Below are 18,339 nucleotides of genomic sequence, written 5' to 3'. Positions count from 1 at the left end.
ATTGAATTGGTTTTTACCTTTTTTCAGGGTGCAAAAATACGCAAAATTCGCCATCAGCCAAAACATTTGTCCTGCTGAAATCTGGAGTCACCCGTTGTTCAGGGCCTGATGACAAGTTTTTCACCCGGCTTTAAAACCGTTCCAAGCTGTGGATTCCAGTCCCTTAGTTGCGCTACGGAGCAGTTGTATTTCCGGGAGATGGAGTAAAGTGTTTCACCCGGTTTTACCGGGTGTGTAATAGAGTCATTTTCAATGATTTTTGTTTCAGCGGGTTCCGGGACGGAAATTGTATCGGGACGCACCATTGTCTGAACTGCCGGCTTTATGACTTCTTCCTGTCCCTGTTTGTTTTTAGGTAAGTCGGTGAGCAATTGATTTACAGGGCGGGAATGAACAATAAGTTCCTTTGTTTCGGGATTTTGCGGGATGTCAGCTGTCTCTTTTTCGCTTTTTGTCTTAGGTGCTTCGATTAAAACCTGTTCCTTGGCTTTAGCCGAGGTGAAAGCATTTCTCCGGGTGTCGCCTTTTTTTACCTGTTTGGGCTTTTCTCGCGGAACTTTTTCAGCTATAGCCAACGCATTGTTTTCTTGCAGGATTCTTCCGCCACGCAGGTAACGGGATGCGTAATAAGGTTCGGTGGAAAGAGAGACAATAACTCCACTTGTGGTTGATGCGTGGAGAAAGCGAAACTCTCCGCCCGGAAGCAATTCTTTCACGATACCTACGTGTCCGACTCTACCGTTGCGTGCACGTCCCTCGAAGAAGACTAGATCACCCACCTGTAGATGCTCTCGCTGCCTGATGCTGGGCATCTGTCGGTCTTGTCCTGCCGAACTCGTGCTCAGCCTGTACCCAAACTCCCTGAAAACAAATGAGGTGAAGCCCGAACAATCAAATGCATGTGGCCCTTTTCCGGCAAACCGGTACGGTTTGTTCAGGTACCGCATTCCATAATTGATGACCTCCTGTCCGGTGCCTGTGAGTTTTTTACTGGGCGTTACGGTTGTGTTTTTTACTCCGCAGGAAACCATTAGGACGGCAAGAAGTGTCAGCAGTACAGTTTTTTTATGCATTCATTCCGTCTTTTTGTGTGAGCTCATTTTTTTTGTTGTGCAAAAATAGGAAAATATCCTTGATGAAGCATACGGGAATCCTTCCTTTAACTAATTATCCGAAATTTTAGGACTTGAAGAAAGCGTTGGATGTAAAGAAAAAGCACTATTTTTGCATTTTATCGCAATTAAGGCAAAACAATGGAGCAAATTAAAAACATCGTTTTCGATTTTGGTGGAGTGTTAATCGACTGGAATCCTGTATATCTTTACAGTAAGATTTTTGAAGATCGTGCCGAGATGGAGTATTTTCTGAACAATGTTTGCACGTATCCGTGGAACGTCCTTCAGGATGCCGGCCGTCCTGTCGCACTCGCAACAGCTGAAAAGCAGCAGGAGTTTCCTCAATACAAGAATGAAATTGCGATGTATTATGGCCGGTGGGCAGAAATGCTGGGTGGTGAGATTAGTGAAAACTCCCGGTTGGTGAAGCTCCTGAGCAAAAATTACAACACCTACGGACTGACCAACTGGTCGGCCGAGACCATTCCCGTGGCCATGGAGCGGTATGAATTCTTCAACTATTTAAAAGGAATGGTGGTTTCGGGTGACGAGAAAATCGTAAAACCCGACCCGAAATTGTATTATATTTTATTGGATCGATTCAGTATAGACCCTGAAGAGACGTTGTTTATCGATGATAATGCACACAACATAGATACTGCCAGACTGTTGGGCTTTAGGACTATACATCTTGTTCCGGAAATGAACCTGAAGGAAGAGTTGGTGAAGATGGGGGTGTTGTTATAAATAATACTTTTTAACCTTTGGCAACACGCTATTTGCCAATTATTTCCTATCTTTGCATCCGAAAATAATCGTGTGGACAGATTTGAACTGCTTGCAACCACAGAAAAAAATGCTAAAACGCCCAGCTGTTCGCTATTTTTTCTTGCATGCACTTCCTTTTCTCTCCCGACTGGTTACGTAAATTTTATTAATCACAAAGCCGATAATCAAAGGTTTGGGATAACAGTACTTTTATGGTTTAAAAATCAAATAGCCTAGCATCCTCAATGTTGATTTTGGTTCTTTTATCTTAAAAAATGAATTATTTCTTTACCTCCGAATCGGTGTCCGAGGGACACCCCGATAAAGTAGCCGATCAGATATCGGATGCTTTGCTGGACGAGTTTCTGGCATATGACCCTAACTCGAAAGTAGCTTGCGAAACGTTGGTGACAACCGGTCAGGTTGTTCTTGCCGGTGAAGTTAAATCAAATACGTATGTGGATGTTGCTGAGGTGGCGCGTAAGGTTATTGCCGGTATCGGCTACACCAAAAGCGAATACCAGTTTGAAGCTAAATCGTGTGGTGTTTTTTCGAGCATCCACGAACAATCCGACGACATAAACCGGGGGGTTGACGGCAAAGCAGACCCGATGGACCAGGGCGCCGGTGATCAGGGGATGATGTTTGGTTATGCAACAGCGGAAACCGATAACTATATGCCGTTGGCATTGGATTTGAGCCACGCATTGTTGCGCGAATTGGCTAACATCCGGAAAAACGAACTGGAACTGATGCCCTACCTCCGTCCCGATGCCAAATCGCAGGTTACCATTGAGTATTCCCCGGACGGAACTCCTGTCCGCATTGATACAATCGTGATTTCCACTCAGCACGATGAATTTATTTATCCCGAAAGTAATACAAGGGAGGCGGTTTTAAAGGCGGATGCGGCCATGCAGCAACAAATAGCCAATGATGTGAAAACGATTCTGATTCCGCGTGTCCGTGAGAAGTACAAACATACCCGGGACATTCATAAACTTTTCGACGATAAGATAAAGTACCACATAAATCCTACCGGAAAATTCGTTATCGGTGGCCCGCACGGAGATACGGGATTGACCGGACGCAAAATCATCGTGGATACTTACGGAGGGAAAGCGTCGCACGGCGGCGGTGCATTTTCCGGGAAGGATCCGTCTAAAGTGGATCGTTCAGCAGCTTATGCGGCACGCCATATCGCCAAAAACCTGGTTGCTGCGGGAGTGGCATCTGAAGTATTGATACAGGTTTCGTACGCCATCGGTGTGGCACATCCTATGAACATTTATGTGAATACCTTCGGGAAGAGTAGGGTAGATATGGCTGATGCTGAAATCGCCGAAAAAGTAAAAACCCTGTTCGATATGCGTCCTAAGGCTATTGAGAACCGGTTGAAACTTCGTAATCCGATATATTTGGAAACGGCTTCCTACGGACATATGGGCCGTCAACCGGAAATTGTTACGAAGAAATTTGAATCTCGTTATATGCCGGAGACAGTCGTCAAGGAAGTCGAGCTTTTTACCTGGGAAAAACTGGATTATGTGGATGTAATTCAGAAAGAATTTGGGTTATAATAAAAAATGAAACGGAATTTATCTGAAAAAAATATCAGAGAGGTGGTTGTTTACTGCGCTTCGAGCCCTCACATTGGAGAAGCGTATTTCGATATTGCCCGGCAATTGGGAAAAGTCTTGGCAAATAACGACATCACGTGTATAACCGGTGGTGGAAAACAGGGATTGATGGGGGCAGTAAACGATAGTGTGCTGGAGAACGGGGGAAAAGTAAAAGGGATTATTCCACAATTTATGATCGATTCGGGGTGGTGCCATCCTCAGTTATCGGAGCTGGTTGTTACCGAATCGATGCACGAGCGTAAATTTTTGATGGCTAAGCAATCCGATGCTGCCGTTGCGCTGCCAGGCGGATTCGGGACATTGGAAGAGTTAGCGGAGATTCTCACGTGGAAGCAGTTGGGACTCTACAAAAATGCAGTTGTTATTCTCAATATAAACGGTTATTACGATCCTTTACTGGCGATGTTTGATAAAATGATCTGCGAAAAATTTCTTCATCACAATTATCGTAATTTATGGCAGGTTGTTGACTCTCCGGAAAAAGCGATTGATTACCTGCAAAATGGTGAGACATGGAACCCCTCTTTTACCAAATATGACAAAAAAGAATTGTAATTTTGTTGAAAATTTGTAAGGTGTGCCCGAAAGAATTCCCCAAATACCGGTAGATGACGTTATTGGACAATCATCCGATTCAATTCGGGTCGGATTTTTGTCGTTTGAGTATATTCCTACAGATAACACCGGGCTTTTTTTTAATGTCGACAGTTCTACTTTCTCGGTTTCATCGGGGCAAATGCCGGAGGGATTTTCCGGAGCGCTTCTTCCCTTTTCTCAAACCGTTCATAGCGTTTTTTTTCTCTTCTTTACATTCTGTTTTGTTATTGTTGCTTTCTGGTTTAACAGAGAAGGCCTTACGTTGGTGGCTAACTTCAGAAATATCTTTTCGGGAGGAATGCGAAGACGGACAATCTTTAAGGAAGAGATTACTACAACCGGAATCTGGAGCGAGTTTTTTTTGATTTTTCAAACCATCCTGATTTTAACTGTCGTTTTTTTTACTTTTTTTTGGGATAAAGGTATTTCCGGCTTATCCGTTAAAAACATGGTGTTGGTCTTTCTGGCTGTTTTTCTCGGTATTCTGCTTTTTCTCAGTATAAAATATTTAGTATACAAGTTGATAGGTTATATTTTTATTGAATGGGGTATAAGTGAGTGGACAGAAAAGTATTTCAGGGTAGTTGAACTAATGGGAGTGCTTATTTTTATTCCGGCAATGTTCTTAGTGTTTGTGCCGGGGTATGCAAAAATAGCTCTTTTTTTACTAATTATAATTTTTTTTATTATAATGATGGTGGTTTTCTGGAATCTGTTAAATGTTTTTGCTAAAAACAAAGTGGGTTTGCTTAATTATTTTTTGTACCTTTGCGCCATTGAAATCGTCCCTTTTTTTCTGCTTTACAAGGGGGTGGTTTCTTTAGTAAATATCGCAGGTAATTAATTCGTTATGGCTGTACGCAAAGTAAAAAGAGTCCTTATATCACAACCTCAACCCAGTAACGGAAAGTCTCCTTATTTCGAATTGGGAGAAAAATTTCATGTGGAATTCCAATTCAGGCCTTTTATAAAAGTGGAGAGAGTATCCCTGAAGGAATTTCGTCATCAACGTATAAACATACTCGATTTCACGGGTATTGTCATGACCTCGCGTACGGCAGTAGATAATTTCTTCTCCCTTTGCGAGGAGCAAAAAATAACCATGCCTGAATCGATGAAGTATTTTTGTATATCCGAAACCGTGGCGCTTTACCTGCAAAAATACATTGTTTATCGAAAAAGAAAAATATTTTTCAGTCAGACGGGAAAAATAGAAGGGTTGAACACCGCTTTTACCAAACACTCAAAGGAAAATCTGCTTGTCCCGGTTCCAGAAGAGCATAATGAAGAGGTGCTGAATTACCTGACTTCAAAAAAGCTGAAGTTTACTCCAAGTATTATGTATCGTACGGTGAGTAATGATTATGAGGAAGGTGAAGTGCTCGACACCGATATGATTGTCTTCTTTAGCCCCATCGGTGTACAATCTTTATTGAAAAATTTTCCCGATTTTAAACAGGGTGATATGAGTATTGGTTGTTTTGGTGCGACCACTGCAAAAGCTATCTTAGACGAAGGGTTACGGCTCGATTGTGAAGCTCCTACGCCGGAATATCCGTCGATGAGTATGGCGCTTGACGCTTTTCTGAAAGAAAATCACAAAAAACACGCCTGATTTTTAGATTGGCCTGTCGGACAATTAAACTACAGGCTAAATTTCTATTTTTTTATTTCCTTAGCAATACAATCAATTGCAAAAAACAACTATCTTTGTAACAATAATTGCTTTCGGAGGAAATGCTGTTATCTATGGTTGAAGGACAACGTTTTACTTTCAAAAAAGAGGAACGTGTAACCGGCAATAAAAGGATTTCAATTCTTTTTGCTCGTGGCAGGTCCTTTCTTGTATATCCATTTAAGGTGGTCTTTTATGAATACGAGTGTATTGCCCCAGAAACTGTTTCCGTCCTGATAAGTATACCCAAAAAGAGATTGAAACGGGCAACAGCTCGCAATCGGATGAAAAGATTGGTGAGAGAAGCTTACCGGGTAAACAAAGGCTTGCTTCTATCCCATTTGTTGACGGAAAATCATCGGGTTGACATAGCATTTGTTTACGTGAAAGACGAAATTTCCGGTTATGACAAGGTGGAAAAAAGCGTGTGCAGGTCCCTGCGGGAGATATCGAATAAACTAAAAGAGGAAAAGGAAGAATGCTGAAGTTCTTAAAAAATATGCTTACACACCTGCTTCTCGCACCAGTTTATTTTTACCGGTATGCCATTTCGCCACTCTTGCCGCCCAGTTGCCGGTATACGCCCACTTGCTCGCAATACACCATAGACGCGCTTAAAAAACACGGGCCTTTTAAAGGAACGTATTTGTCTGCAAAACGCATTTTAAGCTGTAATCCATGGGGCGGATCGGGATATGACCCGGTGCCGGAACCCAGGGCTAAAAAGCAGCAAGACAAACCGAAAGCAGAGTAAACAATTTATATGGAACTATACGACGTCCACACCCACCAGATTCTTTTGGAGGACACCGATGATCCCTATCACTCGTGTATCCTCGATGTGTACCCCCTTGAGTTTGAAGTAGCCAAAGAAACGAACGACCGCCATGCTTTTTCCTGTGGAATCCATCCCTGGTATTCCGAAGACAGCGAAAATCAGATGATTTACTTGAAAGAAATTGTGGGAGACCCACGCATAGTTGCCATCGGCGAAACCGGTTTGGATAAACTGAAAGGCCCTTCCTTCGATGTTCAGATCCCTGTGTTCAAGGAACACATCGTCTTATCGGAAAAATTGGAAAAGCCGCTGATTATCCATTGTGTGAAAGCGTGGGAAGAGTTGTTACGTGTGCGCGACGAAGCCAACCCCGCCCAACCGTGGATTTTGCACGGATACCGGGGTAAACCGGAACTGACCAAGCGACTGGTTCGGGAAGGTTTCTACTTTTCAGTAGGTGACGATATAAATGTGGAATCTATGGAGCTTATTCCCATCGAAAGCCTTTTTTGCGAAACCGATGAGGATTTTATGGATATCCGTGACGTGTATGCTCAGGCTGCCCAGGCAGTGAATATGGAGCTCGAAGAGTTTGCCGAAAAAATTGCACAAAATATACACCGTATTTTCCCAACGCTAAAAGCGCCCAAGCCTTTTGATCCGGAAGAAGAGGAAGAAGAGGAGGATTGACGGGTGATGAGGCGGCTGGCTGGCTGGATTATTTTCTTCCAAAATCTGCCGGAATTTCCCCCCAGTTGTTGGTTTCCCATTTGATAACCGGGTTTTCATACGTGTTTTCCGATAACCACTTCTCGGCCCGGGTGATAAGCTCGAAAATGGGTTGGTTATGCTTGGTTTTTTCTAACTTGGTGTTGCACTTTTTTCTGACCACCCACTTCATGGCATTCACGCTATCGGAATAAATCGGCAGTTTGCTGTTTTTATGTTTCAACAATGCCAGTGCGTGAACGATAGCTAAAAACTCGCCGATATTGTTGGTGCCGTCTTTCAGGGGTCCAACGTGAAAAATCTCAACTCCGTCTGCGACAAAAACACCCCGGTATTCCATTAATCCGGGATTTCCACTGCAGGCAGCATCCACCGCGATACTTTCCGTAAGATACTTTTCTTGAGACGTGGCTATTTTCCGGTTTTTGGGGCCTGTTTTTCCGATGTGCTTCCAGGGATTGTCGTTGAAAGCCGCATCTGCTTCTTCCTTCGTTTCAAATGATTTGTACCGGGCCTGTTCAAAACCCGTCACCTGTGCCTTGCACTCGTCCCACGACGAGTAAATTCCCGGCTGAACACCCTGCCAAACTACATAGAATTTCTTTTTAGCCATTACCTCGTTACATCGTGTCTAAAACATACGGTGCAATCTCATGCTGGAGATCGGGGTGGGGATCTTCGATGGAAATGATGCTGTCAACTATGAACTTCGTGTAGCCGCGCCAGGGGATGGGTGCAAAAAATTCCTTGTAATGCAGTTGTACGTTCTTCCCACTTGAGAGCATCAACTTTTCGGCGATCTCCTTGTTTTCTACCGAAAAATCGAATTGGTTGGATTGTAGTCCTCCCGGTTTGTCTGCCCTGAATCCGGTCTGGATAAGTTTCCCTTCGTATGTCTTGAAAATCACCCCTTTATATACCAGGTAATTCAATTCACCTGATTTAACGCCCGTGCCAAAAACATAATAATAACGCACATATACAAATATGGTGAACGCAATCAGGATGATTCCGATAAACCGTCCGAACCATTTCCTGCTTCTTCTCTTTTTGGGTTGTAGGTCGTTCATATAAATTCAGTTTTCGATTCTTCGCCAAAGGTACGTTTTTTTTGCTTTTTTAGCTATTTATTGCCCCAAAAATAAAGCCCCATCTCTCTTTTTAAGTTAACTTTGTACATTAAATATTACAACCCAAAAAATTGTCGTATGCATAAGTTAACTTTAATTGTTGTTGCTCTTTTTATTTCGGTTTCTCTTTTCTCCCAAAAATCAGTTTACACATTTACTGTAGTTAAAGAAAACCCTATAACATCGGTAAAAAATCAGGCAAGCACAAGCACCTGCTGGAGCTTTTCGGGAGTGAGCTTCCTGGAATCTGAACTATTGCGGAAAGGAAAAGGTACATTCGACCTCTCGGAGATGTATATCGTAAGAAGAAACTACGAAGACAAAGCCGAGAAGTATGTACGGACACACGGACACCTGAATTTTGCACCCGGTGGATCGTTTGCCGATGTGATAGAAACGCTCGATGAATACGGAATTGTTCCCGATGATGCTTATACCGGTTTGATCGACAGAGCGGAACGCCACGACCACGGTGAAATGGACAAGGTATTGAGTAGTTATATGAAAGGAATCATCGGAAACAATACTGTTTCAACAGTATGGAACAAAGGATTTTGCGGTATCCTGGATGCTTATCTGAAAGAAAAACCCGCTTCGTTCACTTATAACGGGAAGACCTACACACCGCAATCGTTCAAAGACTTTCTAGGGCTGGATCAGAACGATTACATTTCAATAACTTCATTCACGCATCATCCGTTTTATGCATCTTTTCCCCTTGAAGTGCCCGACAACTGGCGTTGGGCAAATTCATACAATCTGCCGGTGGATGAAATGATGGCGGCCATCGATAATGCCATTATGAAGGGTTATACGGTTGCCTGGGCATCGGATGTGAGCGAAGGCGGGTTTTCGCGTCAGGGTATAGCCATTGTGCCTGATGAAAATGCAGCAGAAAATGCCGGGACCGATCAGGCAAAATGGCTGGGTTTGCCGGAACGTGAGAGACGCTCAACCATTGCCGGAAAGGTGGGCTCTGAAGTGCTGAAAGAAAAAAATATCACGCAGGAAATGCGACAGTTGGCGTACGATAACTATCAGACTACAGACGATCACGGCATGCATATTTACGGCATTGCTAACGATCAGAACGGCAACAAATATTACCTGGTGAAAAATTCGTGGGGAAAAACAGGGCCCTACGATGGAGTGTGGTATGCGTCGGAAGCTTTTGTTCGTTACAAAACGTTGAGCATCGTTATTCACAAAGATGCACTCCCAAAAGAGACGGCGAAAAAAATATAAGTTCAGAAGGAACATTATGGAAATTTCCGCATTATACGAAATCTATAAAAAACATCCGGTAGTTACTACCGATTCCCGGGTTTGTCCGCACGATTCTATTTTCTTTGCACTCAAAGGTGAGCGCTTTAACGGCAACCAATTTGCCGAAAGTGCCATTGAAAAAGGCTGTGCTTACGCCGTTGTAGATGAGTGGGAAAATGACAAACCAGAAAACCCTCGCGTAATTGTGGTGGAAAATGTACTGGAAACTTTGCAAAAGTTGGCCAATTTTCACCGGAAGAAGCTAAAGATAACCATTGTGGGTATTACGGGCACAAACGGAAAGACGACCACGAAGGAGTTGATTGCCACCATCCTTTCCAAGGAGTTTAAGGTTGCTTTTACCCAGGGAAACTTCAATAACCACATCGGTGTGCCTCTCACATTATTGTCGATAAATAAGTCGCACGAAATTGGTGTCATTGAGATGGGCGCCAATCATCCAGGCGAAATCCGTGAATTATGTGAGATCGCCGAACCCAATATCGGATTGATCACCAACATCGGAAAAGCCCACATTGAAGGATTCGGGTCGTTGGAAAATGTAATCAAGACCAAATGCGAACTTTACGATTTTATCCGTGAACACGAAGGCAAGGTGTTTGTGAACAAAGATAATTCAACGTTGAGCGAAAAATCGGAAGGAATGGACAGGATTTTGTACGGACGTGATAACCCTGGCTTGTTTGTGTCGGGTACATTGTCGGCTGAAACACCATTCTTGCATTTCGATTGGAATTTTTTTGAACACCCTCACCGTGTGAAAACTCATCTCGTGGGAGAGTATAACCTCGATAATGCCCTGGCTGCTGCAGCCATAGGTAAATATTTTGGCATCAATGCCGAGCTTATCAGTAGCGCCCTCGAAGCTTACGAGCCTAAAAACAACCGTTCGCAATTTGAACGTACTCAGCACAACGACCTTATTATTGATGCTTACAATGCTAACCCCACAAGCATGAAAGCCATGCTTGAATTTTTCTCAAAAATCAAATCCGATTTACCTAAGGCGGTCATTTTGGGTGAGATGAAAGAATTGGGACCTATAGCCGAAGTTGAACACAGGAAAATGTTGGACTATCTGCACGGGCAGTCATTCGATAAAATTTACCTGGTTGGTTCTGTATTTACCGACGGAGTAACTGGGAGCATCACAATGAAAAACACGTTCGTTTTTGAGCGAGTGGAACAATTGATTGAGGAGTTGGAACGACATCCTTTAGCCGGGTATTATGTCCTGCTAAAAGGGTCACACTCGGTCCAACTGGAGAAAGTTATACCATTTTTGTAAATTTGTAAAGAAGAAACACGACATGATACACTACCTACAATGCAACAACTGCGGCAATCGTAACGAGATGAAATCGGAATATGTGGTATTCTGTACATCGTGCGGACAGAAGCTCGACAATAATTTCACCCAATGGCAGCGAAGAAATCCCGGCGGAACATTTGAAGATTTTAAACGAAACGCCTGTTTCACAGAAGATCAATTGCCACCCGCAATACCGATAAAGAAAGGCAAGATACTCAAATCGAGATCTCTGAAGGAGAAAATTCTTATCGTAGTAATAACCACAATTTTTGCGGCTGTCGGTTCATGGCTTGGTAGTGCGGCTGTCACTGCACTTAAGAACAACAAAAAAACCGATGAAAAGGTACTCTCGGAACAATGGGTAAAGAAAACCTACGGAACTTATCAGTTAACTCTTGAAACACCCTGGGAGCTGAAATCTTCGACACCACCCCCGTTGCCCGAGAATATAAAAAGAATGCTGGAGAAGATGGAAACATTTGAAACGTCCAATGACAATCAATTTAAGGTAGGGGTGATTGAGGCAAAATACAATCCAGCCGAGATTGGCGAACTGAATATGCAAGGTGCTGCTGACGGTGCAGTTAACGAAGTTAAGGGTATGCAAGGAGTTACCAACTTCGTATATTCAGAAGACAGTTATTCTGTCCGTAACCTTCCCGGATTTATTCAGCGAGGGACATATACCCAGAACGGATATCACATTGCTTTTATAAATATAGGAATAGTGAAGGATTTAAATTATTGGCAAGTGATGGTTTTAAGCAGAAGAGACGATAAAGTTGCAGAACAGGCAGCAGAAAGAATTATCCAATCCATACAAATCAATTATCCGTCTTAGCGGATTAAAACAATAAAGAGCATATTTTTAAAAAAAATCGATATTATGAAATCATTAATTGTTGCAGCATTAATCCTTTTCGGATGCTTTTCTTTTAATGCGCATGCGCAAACCTACAAAATCAACAAACAAAAATACGATTATAAAATGTACATGCCACAACCCGGAGATCCGAATAATCCCGCGGTTATGGGGCTTGCCTCTTTCTTTATTCCGGGATTAGGACAGATGCTTAGTGGGGAAACAGGTCGTGGCCTTGCTTTTTTAGGAGGTTCAATAGCTCTGTCAGGCATTACTGTTGCCGGAGCATTAATGTCGTACGATGAAGTTACAACCTACAACCAGTTTGGATCTTTCACGGAGTATGAAACAAACCCTGCCGGTGTGGCGATAATGCTTACCGGGTTGGCTGCTACCATCGCGCTCGATGTATGGGCTATTGTCGATGCGGTAAGGGTGGCAAAAGTAAACAATATGTATATTCAGGATCTTCGCGGGAACTTGAGTTCTGTAAAAGTCGAATTGAATCCTTTTATTGATACGCACAACTATCTGGGACAGGCCAACACTTCTGCCGGCTTGTCGCTGAAAGTTACGTTTTGAAACTTACTTCTCAAATTTCACATTCAATACCACTACTTCCGAAACCGTGCCTATGCGGTATTGCGGGCCAGCTAATCCCAGTCCCGAGGTTACATAGATATGTGTGTTCCCTTTCCGGGCATACCCGTATGCCACTTTAAAAACTAAGCGTGTGGCAATATTTCCGGGAAAAGCCTGTCCGTGGTGGGTGTGTCCGTATAGCGCAATGTCGGCTCCGGCATTGACCTCTTCGTCAAGGTCGTTGGGGCTGTGGTTCAGGACGATGACCGGTTTTGATACATTCACGTTTTGCCGGTTCAAAATTTCGGATAAAGGCAACCGGTCGGAGAACACAAAATCTTCACGTCCAACCACATAAAAAGCGCTGTCAATCAGGACAGCCGAATCGCGCAGCATTTTTATGCCCGCATCGTTCAACCATTGTATTTTTCGTTCGGCTTCGTAACGGTATTCGTGGTTGCCCGTGCAGGAATATACGCCCAGAGGCGCCTGCAGCCGCCGGAGTTCCTCGTCCATCCTTTGTCCCTGAACGGGTTCGATGCTAGAGTCGAGGATATCCCCCACAAAAAGGATCAAATCGGGTTCCTGCTCCATGATTAAATCCACCATTCTTTGTGCGTCATCCCGGTTGATCAGGTATCCCAAATGTAAGTCGCCAACCATCGCAATCCTCACGGAGTCCATTTTTCCAGCTGATTTACCAACCTGTATATCCACCTGTCGTACCTCTGGATGGTTAAATTTGTAATTGCCATAAGACAACGTGAGTATTACCACTGCAAAGGAGGAGAGAAAGAGGGTGAGTTTCATCTTTGCTGGCTGGTTCAATAATTCTTTGGGACGGGTGAGTTTTTTCCGGGACGCCAGGTACAGAAAGTCACCTATCAATACCAGGCCCCCCAGGTATAGCAGGAAAAGCATCCAGCTGGTCCCCATCATGCGGATGGGATGGATAATTTCAGGAGGGAGATGGCGGTAGAATGCAAATCCCGTAAGATACACCAAAAGTTCGAAGGCGAAAATAACCATCCAAAAAGTCCGGAGGAGTTTTTTCGTTTTAAAAACATCCCAACCCTTCAGGAAAACAAGGATGTTGAGCGTGAAATGTATAATGAGTGCGACGATAAGTGAACGCATAAAAAAGTAAACAATTTAATTCTCCAAATCCAGTACCAGGTACTCCGAGCGGGTGCCAATGCGGAACTTTCCGCCCCAAATGCCCAAGCCTGAAGAAACGTAGAAATGGGTATTCTTCTTTTGAATATACCCTTGAGAGAGTTCGAAAATTTTATCTGTTATCAACGAAGCTGGAAAGACCTGTCCCCGATGTGTATGTCCGGAGAACTGAAAATCGATTCCTTCCCGCACTGCCTCATCCAGATAGTAAGGCTGATGATTGAGCAGGATAGAAAAAGTCCGGTTGTCACTGTTTTTTATCAGTTCCGGCAATGTCTTTCGGTTCTTCCGGGAATGATCTTCTCGTCCGATGATTGTTAACCCATTCGTTTGAAGCACGGAGTCACGCAATAGCGTGATTCCCGACCGGGTGTAAAAATCTGCACTGTTTTTAATACCCGAGATGTATTCGTGATTACCGGTACAGGCATAGACTCCCAAGGGTGCTTTAATTTTCAGCAATTCCCTGTCGAGCGAATGCATCCATACGGGTCGCAACTGGTTGTCAACCAAGTCTCCGCCAATAATAACCATGTCCGGATTTTCAGCATTGATCATCTCCACCCATCTGCTCAGCTCTTTCTTTGAAATGGTGTAGCCCAGGTGTAAATCGCTGATACCGACAATTCTCATCGGTTTATCGATTTTTTCGGTTTTGATGGTTATGTGAGAACGTTTTTTGTTGTGATATTGCCAGTTACCGTACAAAAGTATCAACGCCGTAAGCCCCAAACCTGTAACGGCAGTTAGCGCGTTGTGATGAAAAATGCCACGAACAGTTTCTTTGTCGGCAATAGGTGCAACCCAGTTGATGATCCTGAATAAATCGACAAAGAGAATGAGCATGAAAACATACAGGAAGGCGATCATCCATGATGTCCCGAACCGATAGAAGAAGCCGGCAGTTCCCACAGGCATAGCCTCGCCAAACCGGAAAAAAATAAGCAGGCTGGCAAATCCAAGCAGAAAAATACCCATTACGACAATTCTGACCCACGCATTTGCCGGAATAAGCTGGTATATCCTGATAGCTGCATATACGTTGGCCGTTACATAGAAAAAGAGTATGGTTAGAAAAAATGATTTCATTATCTTTTACAAGGTAAGGAAAAAACTGACCCACAAAGGTACGGAAAAATCGATGACCATTCCGTGGAAAAGTGCCACAACCACATAGTCGGATCCCGAATATTTGGTGATCATGGGTAAGGTTGTGTCCATGGTGGTCGCGCCACCGGCGCAAATAGGGGATAGTTTTCCGAAATATTTTACCAGCCACGGCGTAAAAACCAGGACAATAAACTCACGCATGATGTTAGCCAACAAGGCTACCGTACCCAGTTCAGCTCCACGAAACTCGGAGATGAGGATGCTCGATAGCGAATAGTATGCAAATCCAGCCCCTACACTCAGGCAATCGATCAAGCTCCTTTCCGGGAGCAAAAGGCTCGTTAGTGCAGCTCCTGCAAACGTTCCAACGGTGGTGGCAACGGGTACTAGGGCGATCTTGAACCCGAATCGCTTCACGGCCGTAAACATGTTTTTGCCGGAACCTATCTGTACCCCAACAAAAAATAACAGTCCGTAAAGAATCCATTTCGAGATATCGTCTTTCAGCAACACGTCGGGGATGTGTCCCCAAAGAGCAAGAATGACACCCAGGGCAAAAAGCAGAAGATAGATAAGGGATTGCTTCATGAATTTTTACCCTTTCTTCTGAAAAACGTCGAGTACACCAGCCAGGCACAGAGAACAGTTCCCACAGTCGCCCCGAAACTAATGATCATTGCGTCAAGGCCGATGGTACTGAAATTTGTCACTACTTGTTCATTTGCACCTACCGAAACGCCCAGGAAAAACAACAGCAACATAATGATCAGGCTTATAACGGATCCCACATGCTTCACTTGCGGGAGTTTTCTGGCAAAATATCCCACGACAATGCCCGATAGTATGATGAGGATAATGTTGAGCATACGACTTTTGTTTTTAATTGCAAAAGTAAGAATTTTTTTTTCCCCCGTAATCATTGTACAAGATTAACGCTATTAGTGTAAGAAAACCGGACAATATTGCGTCTAAACAGGGTAAGAGCAAGTCCAATGTTTAAAAATGCAAAAAGAAGCATCAAAGAATACTGCCTTTACTAAATTATCGTAACGGGGGTGCTTTTATAGGTTGCCTCTTGAATTTATTAACTACTTTTGCTAAAATTTTAATAAGTACCTTTATGAAACAAACTCTATTATCACTGATTCTCCTGCTAGCTTCCGTTGTGGTCTATGCGGAGGGCACTAATGTGAAAGGACAACTGGTAAGTGCGAATGATAAACAACCACTCCCTTACGCCACTGTTTCGGTTGCCAGTAAAGCAGTGCCACAAAAATCCATCAAAAAGTTTGCTACCGACGACAGCGGAAATTTCACCACTACGCTGCAGGCCGGAGACTATATATTCACGTTTCAGTTTGTAGGGATGAATAATTTCAACCGCAGCGTGGAGGTGAAAAACGGAGAATTGCAGGTCAATCTCGGGCAAATTGAAATGTCGGAAAGCTCTACCGAGTTGTCTGAAATCAGTGTAACCGCACAGCGTCCGTTGGTAAAGGTGGAAATCGATAAACTTACCTACAGCGCCAAAGACGATCCCGAATCATCTACCTCTAACGTGTTGGATTTGCTTCGTAAGGTACCCCTGGTAACGGTCGACGGTGAAGATAATATCCAGCTGAAAGGTTCATCAAGCTTTAAGATATACCTGAACGGGAAACCGTCAAACATGATTTCGAACAACCCGTCGCAAGTGTTGAAAAGCATGCCGGCAAACAGTATAAAGGACGTGGAAGTGATTACCGATCCCGGAGCACGATACGATGCCGAAGGCGTGGGTGGAATCATAAACATCATTACCGATAAACGGGTAGACGAAGGCTATTCGGGTTCTGTTGGAGCCAACGGAGATACGTTTGGGGGATATGGTGGCAATGCCTATCTGTCGTTAAAATACGGCAAGTTCGGACTTACCGGAAACGGAAGTTATTTTTACCACAACAGGCCGGAGGCAAAAACATCACTTACCCGGGAAGAAATGGCTCCAAGTCCGGTAAATGAGTTGACACAGGACGGAACTTCCAAAAACTACGGAGGTGGACTGTTTTACAATACGCAGCTTAGCTACGAGCCTGATACACTGAATCTGTTTAACGTTTCTGTCGGACAATTTGGGGGGAAATTTCATTCCAATTCATCACAAGATGTCCTTTCTCAAGGCGCGAGGGATTATTCGTACCTGTTGAATAATAATTCGATAAACCATTTCGGGTCATTTACACTGACAACCGATTATCAGCGGACTTTTAAAAAGAAAGGCGAGTTACTTACTGTTTCCTACCGTTTTGAGAGGAACCCCAACGACAGTGAGTACGAAAGTGAATACAGTCAGGTTGTCAATTATTTTTACCCTAAGGGCTATCGCATGAAGAGCATCAACAATGCCGGAGGTAAAGAGCACACTGGACAAGTCGATTACGTGAATCCTCTTACCGACAAACACAGCATAGAAGTGGGATTGAAGTATATATTTCGCGATAACTCCAGCCGGGGTGACAATACTTTCCTGAATCCGGATGACGGAGGGCAATGGGAAGAGGATAAAAGCCGTAAGAATGACCTCGACCACGAACAACGGATTGCATCGGGATATGCCGGATACGGATTAAAAGCTGGAAAATTCGGTTTGAAGCTGGGGCTTCGGGGAGAAAACACTGCCCAGAAGATACATTTTATGAGCGTGCAAACCGTTACGGTTGTACATTCCGATTTCTTCGATATGGTTCCTTCTGCCGCTTTCTCCTATCAGTTGGGAATGACGAAAACCCTGCGGTGGGGTTACAATATGCGGATTTCACGCCCGGGTATCTGGTACCTGAATCCCTATATAAACGATTCTGATCCCAACAACATCCGTTACGGAAATCCTAACCTGGACGCGGAACAGACCCATAATCTTAATATCAATTACGGTTCTTTTTCACAAAAAGTGAACTTCAACGCCACGCTTAGCTATTCGTTTACCCAAAACGCCATCACTCCCTACATTTTCGTAGATGCAGACGGTGTTACCAACAATACGTACCGGAATATTGGTCGGAATCAGTCGGTGGGACTGGATGGATATGCCAGCTGGACACCCACACCCGTTATCCGGATGAACGTGAACGGCTCCCTCAGTTATACCGATATTCAAAGCACGGAGAATGCCGGGGTAAGGAACAGCGGATTTTCGGGTCGCGGTTTCGGAGGGATAACATTCACATTGCCCAAAGACGTGAGGCTGAGTGCAAACGGAGGAATATTTACGAGCAACATACAACTGCAAACTACCCAATCGGCCTTTTATTTCTATTCGTTCAGCGCCATGAAAAGTTTCTTTAACAAAAAGCTGGATGTTTCCCTTAATACAACCACTCCCTTTCACAAGTACCGCGATTTCAAGCTGACAACAACGGGTGAAGGATTCGTTCAGAAAATGAATTTTCAAAACCCGATGCGCACTTTCCGCCTGAGCCTGACGTACCGTTTCGGAGACTTGAAATCTTCGGTAAGGAAAGTTCAGCGCACCATTACCAACGAGGACGTTTTGCAGGGCGGTAGTTCACAGGAAGGAACCGGTACAGGCTCTTAAC

General features: G+C 43.9%; 20 protein-coding genes. 13 read left to right on the top strand and 7 right to left on the bottom strand.

Going from position 1 to position 18,339, the window contains the following annotated elements; genetic code table 11:
- Window positions 1–98: 98 nt before the first annotated feature.
- Window positions 99–1,073, bottom strand: coding sequence for a C40 family peptidase (locus tag KCV26_02060; protein ID WZX37200.1), 975 nt, complete (start codon window positions 1,071–1,073; stop codon window positions 99–101).
- Window positions 1,074–1,253: 180 nt separating this feature from the next.
- Here KCV26_02060 and KCV26_02055 point away from each other — a divergent pair, with 180 nt between their 5' ends.
- From KCV26_02055 to KCV26_02020, 8 genes are all read left to right on the top strand, one after another.
- Window positions 1,254–1,862: an HAD family phosphatase gene (locus KCV26_02055; protein ID WZX37199.1), complete on the top strand. Its 609-nt coding sequence runs from the start codon at window positions 1,254–1,256 to the stop codon at window positions 1,860–1,862.
- Between the two features lie 296 nt (window positions 1,863–2,158).
- A complete protein-coding gene (metK, locus tag KCV26_02050) occupies window positions 2,159–3,463 on the top strand; it encodes a methionine adenosyltransferase (protein ID WZX37198.1) in 1,305 nt (434 codons plus the stop codon).
- A 6-nt stretch (window positions 3,464–3,469) separates the two neighbouring features.
- Complete coding sequence (locus KCV26_02045; GenBank protein ID WZX37197.1) at window positions 3,470–4,081, top strand: TIGR00730 family Rossman fold protein; 612 nt, start codon at window positions 3,470–3,472, stop codon at window positions 4,079–4,081.
- 22 nt (window positions 4,082–4,103) lie between these two features.
- Window positions 4,104–4,967 (top strand): DUF4271 domain-containing protein, encoded by an 864-nt coding sequence (locus tag KCV26_02040; protein WZX37196.1) that lies wholly within the window; start codon window positions 4,104–4,106, stop codon window positions 4,965–4,967.
- 6 nt (window positions 4,968–4,973) lie between these two features.
- Window positions 4,974–5,738: a uroporphyrinogen-III synthase gene (locus KCV26_02035; protein WZX37195.1), complete on the top strand. Its 765-nt coding sequence runs from the start codon at window positions 4,974–4,976 to the stop codon at window positions 5,736–5,738.
- A gap of 134 nt (window positions 5,739–5,872) precedes the next feature.
- Complete coding sequence (locus KCV26_02030; GenBank protein ID WZX37194.1) at window positions 5,873–6,283, top strand: ribonuclease P protein component; 411 nt, start codon at window positions 5,873–5,875, stop codon at window positions 6,281–6,283.
- Entirely contained in the window at window positions 6,277–6,552 is a 276-nt protein-coding gene (gene yidD / locus KCV26_02025; protein ID WZX37193.1) for a membrane protein insertion efficiency factor YidD, read from the top strand. The genes KCV26_02030 and yidD overlap by 7 nt, the downstream gene beginning before the upstream one ends.
- Window positions 6,553–6,561: 9 nt before the next feature.
- Window positions 6,562–7,266, top strand: a complete 705-nt coding sequence (locus KCV26_02020; GenBank protein WZX37192.1) for a TatD family hydrolase — start codon at window positions 6,562–6,564, stop codon at window positions 7,264–7,266.
- A 28-nt stretch (window positions 7,267–7,294) separates the two neighbouring features.
- Here the strand turns inward: KCV26_02020 and KCV26_02015 are convergent, their stop codons facing one another.
- Together KCV26_02015 and KCV26_02010 are read right to left on the bottom strand one after the other, a co-directional pair.
- Window positions 7,295–7,918, bottom strand: coding sequence for a ribonuclease H family protein (locus KCV26_02015; protein ID WZX37191.1), 624 nt, complete (start codon window positions 7,916–7,918; stop codon window positions 7,295–7,297).
- Between the two features lie 7 nt (window positions 7,919–7,925).
- Window positions 7,926–8,375, bottom strand: coding sequence for a hypothetical protein (locus KCV26_02010; GenBank protein WZX37190.1), 450 nt, complete (start codon window positions 8,373–8,375; stop codon window positions 7,926–7,928).
- A 138-nt stretch (window positions 8,376–8,513) separates the two neighbouring features.
- Between KCV26_02010 and KCV26_02005 the strand changes: the two genes are divergently transcribed.
- The 4 genes from KCV26_02005 to KCV26_01990 are packed head-to-tail and all read left to right on the top strand — an operon-like array spanning window position 8,514 to window position 12,478.
- Window positions 8,514–9,680, top strand: coding sequence for an aminopeptidase (locus tag KCV26_02005; protein WZX37189.1), 1,167 nt, complete (start codon window positions 8,514–8,516; stop codon window positions 9,678–9,680).
- Window positions 9,681–9,696: 16 nt separating this feature from the next.
- Window positions 9,697–11,010, top strand: a complete 1,314-nt coding sequence (locus KCV26_02000; protein ID WZX37188.1) for a UDP-N-acetylmuramoyl-tripeptide--D-alanyl-D-alanine ligase — start codon at window positions 9,697–9,699, stop codon at window positions 11,008–11,010.
- A 22-nt stretch (window positions 11,011–11,032) separates the two neighbouring features.
- Complete coding sequence (locus tag KCV26_01995) at window positions 11,033–11,875, top strand: hypothetical protein (protein ID WZX37187.1); 843 nt, start codon at window positions 11,033–11,035, stop codon at window positions 11,873–11,875.
- A 45-nt stretch (window positions 11,876–11,920) separates the two neighbouring features.
- Window positions 11,921–12,478 carry a hypothetical protein gene (locus KCV26_01990; protein WZX37186.1) on the top strand — a complete coding sequence of 186 codons (558 nt, stop codon included), beginning with the start codon at window positions 11,921–11,923 and terminating at the stop codon, window positions 12,476–12,478.
- 3 nt (window positions 12,479–12,481) lie between these two features.
- On the opposite strand, the gene KCV26_01985 is transcribed toward KCV26_01990, so the two are convergent.
- The 4 genes from KCV26_01985 to KCV26_01970 are packed head-to-tail and all read right to left on the bottom strand — an operon-like array spanning window position 12,482 to window position 15,630.
- Window positions 12,482–13,615: a metallophosphoesterase gene (locus tag KCV26_01985; GenBank protein WZX37185.1), complete on the bottom strand. Its 1,134-nt coding sequence runs from the start codon at window positions 13,613–13,615 to the stop codon at window positions 12,482–12,484.
- A gap of 15 nt (window positions 13,616–13,630) precedes the next feature.
- Window positions 13,631–14,743, bottom strand: a complete 1,113-nt coding sequence (locus KCV26_01980; protein ID WZX37184.1) for a metallophosphoesterase — start codon at window positions 14,741–14,743, stop codon at window positions 13,631–13,633.
- A gap of 6 nt (window positions 14,744–14,749) precedes the next feature.
- Window positions 14,750–15,352, bottom strand: coding sequence for a lysine exporter LysO family protein (locus tag KCV26_01975; GenBank protein ID WZX37183.1), 603 nt, complete (start codon window positions 15,350–15,352; stop codon window positions 14,750–14,752).
- The gene (locus KCV26_01970) at window positions 15,349–15,630 is read right to left on the bottom strand and encodes a LysO family transporter (GenBank protein WZX37182.1); all 282 of its coding nucleotides are present in this window, start codon (window positions 15,628–15,630) and stop codon (window positions 15,349–15,351) included. Before KCV26_01970 ends, KCV26_01975 begins: the two co-directional genes overlap by 4 nt.
- A gap of 254 nt (window positions 15,631–15,884) precedes the next feature.
- Between KCV26_01970 and KCV26_01965 the strand changes: the two genes are divergently transcribed.
- Complete coding sequence (locus KCV26_01965; GenBank protein ID WZX37181.1) at window positions 15,885–18,338, top strand: TonB-dependent receptor; 2,454 nt, start codon at window positions 15,885–15,887, stop codon at window positions 18,336–18,338.
- Window position 18,339: the final 1 nt, after the last annotated feature.

It is taken from the genome of Petrimonas sulfuriphila (assembly GCA_038561985.1).
GTDB lineage: Bacteria > Bacteroidota > Bacteroidia > Bacteroidales > Dysgonomonadaceae > Petrimonas > Petrimonas sulfuriphila.
The sequence above is the reverse complement of the archived record's forward strand: the minus strand, read 5'-3'. Positions and strand labels throughout refer to the sequence as shown.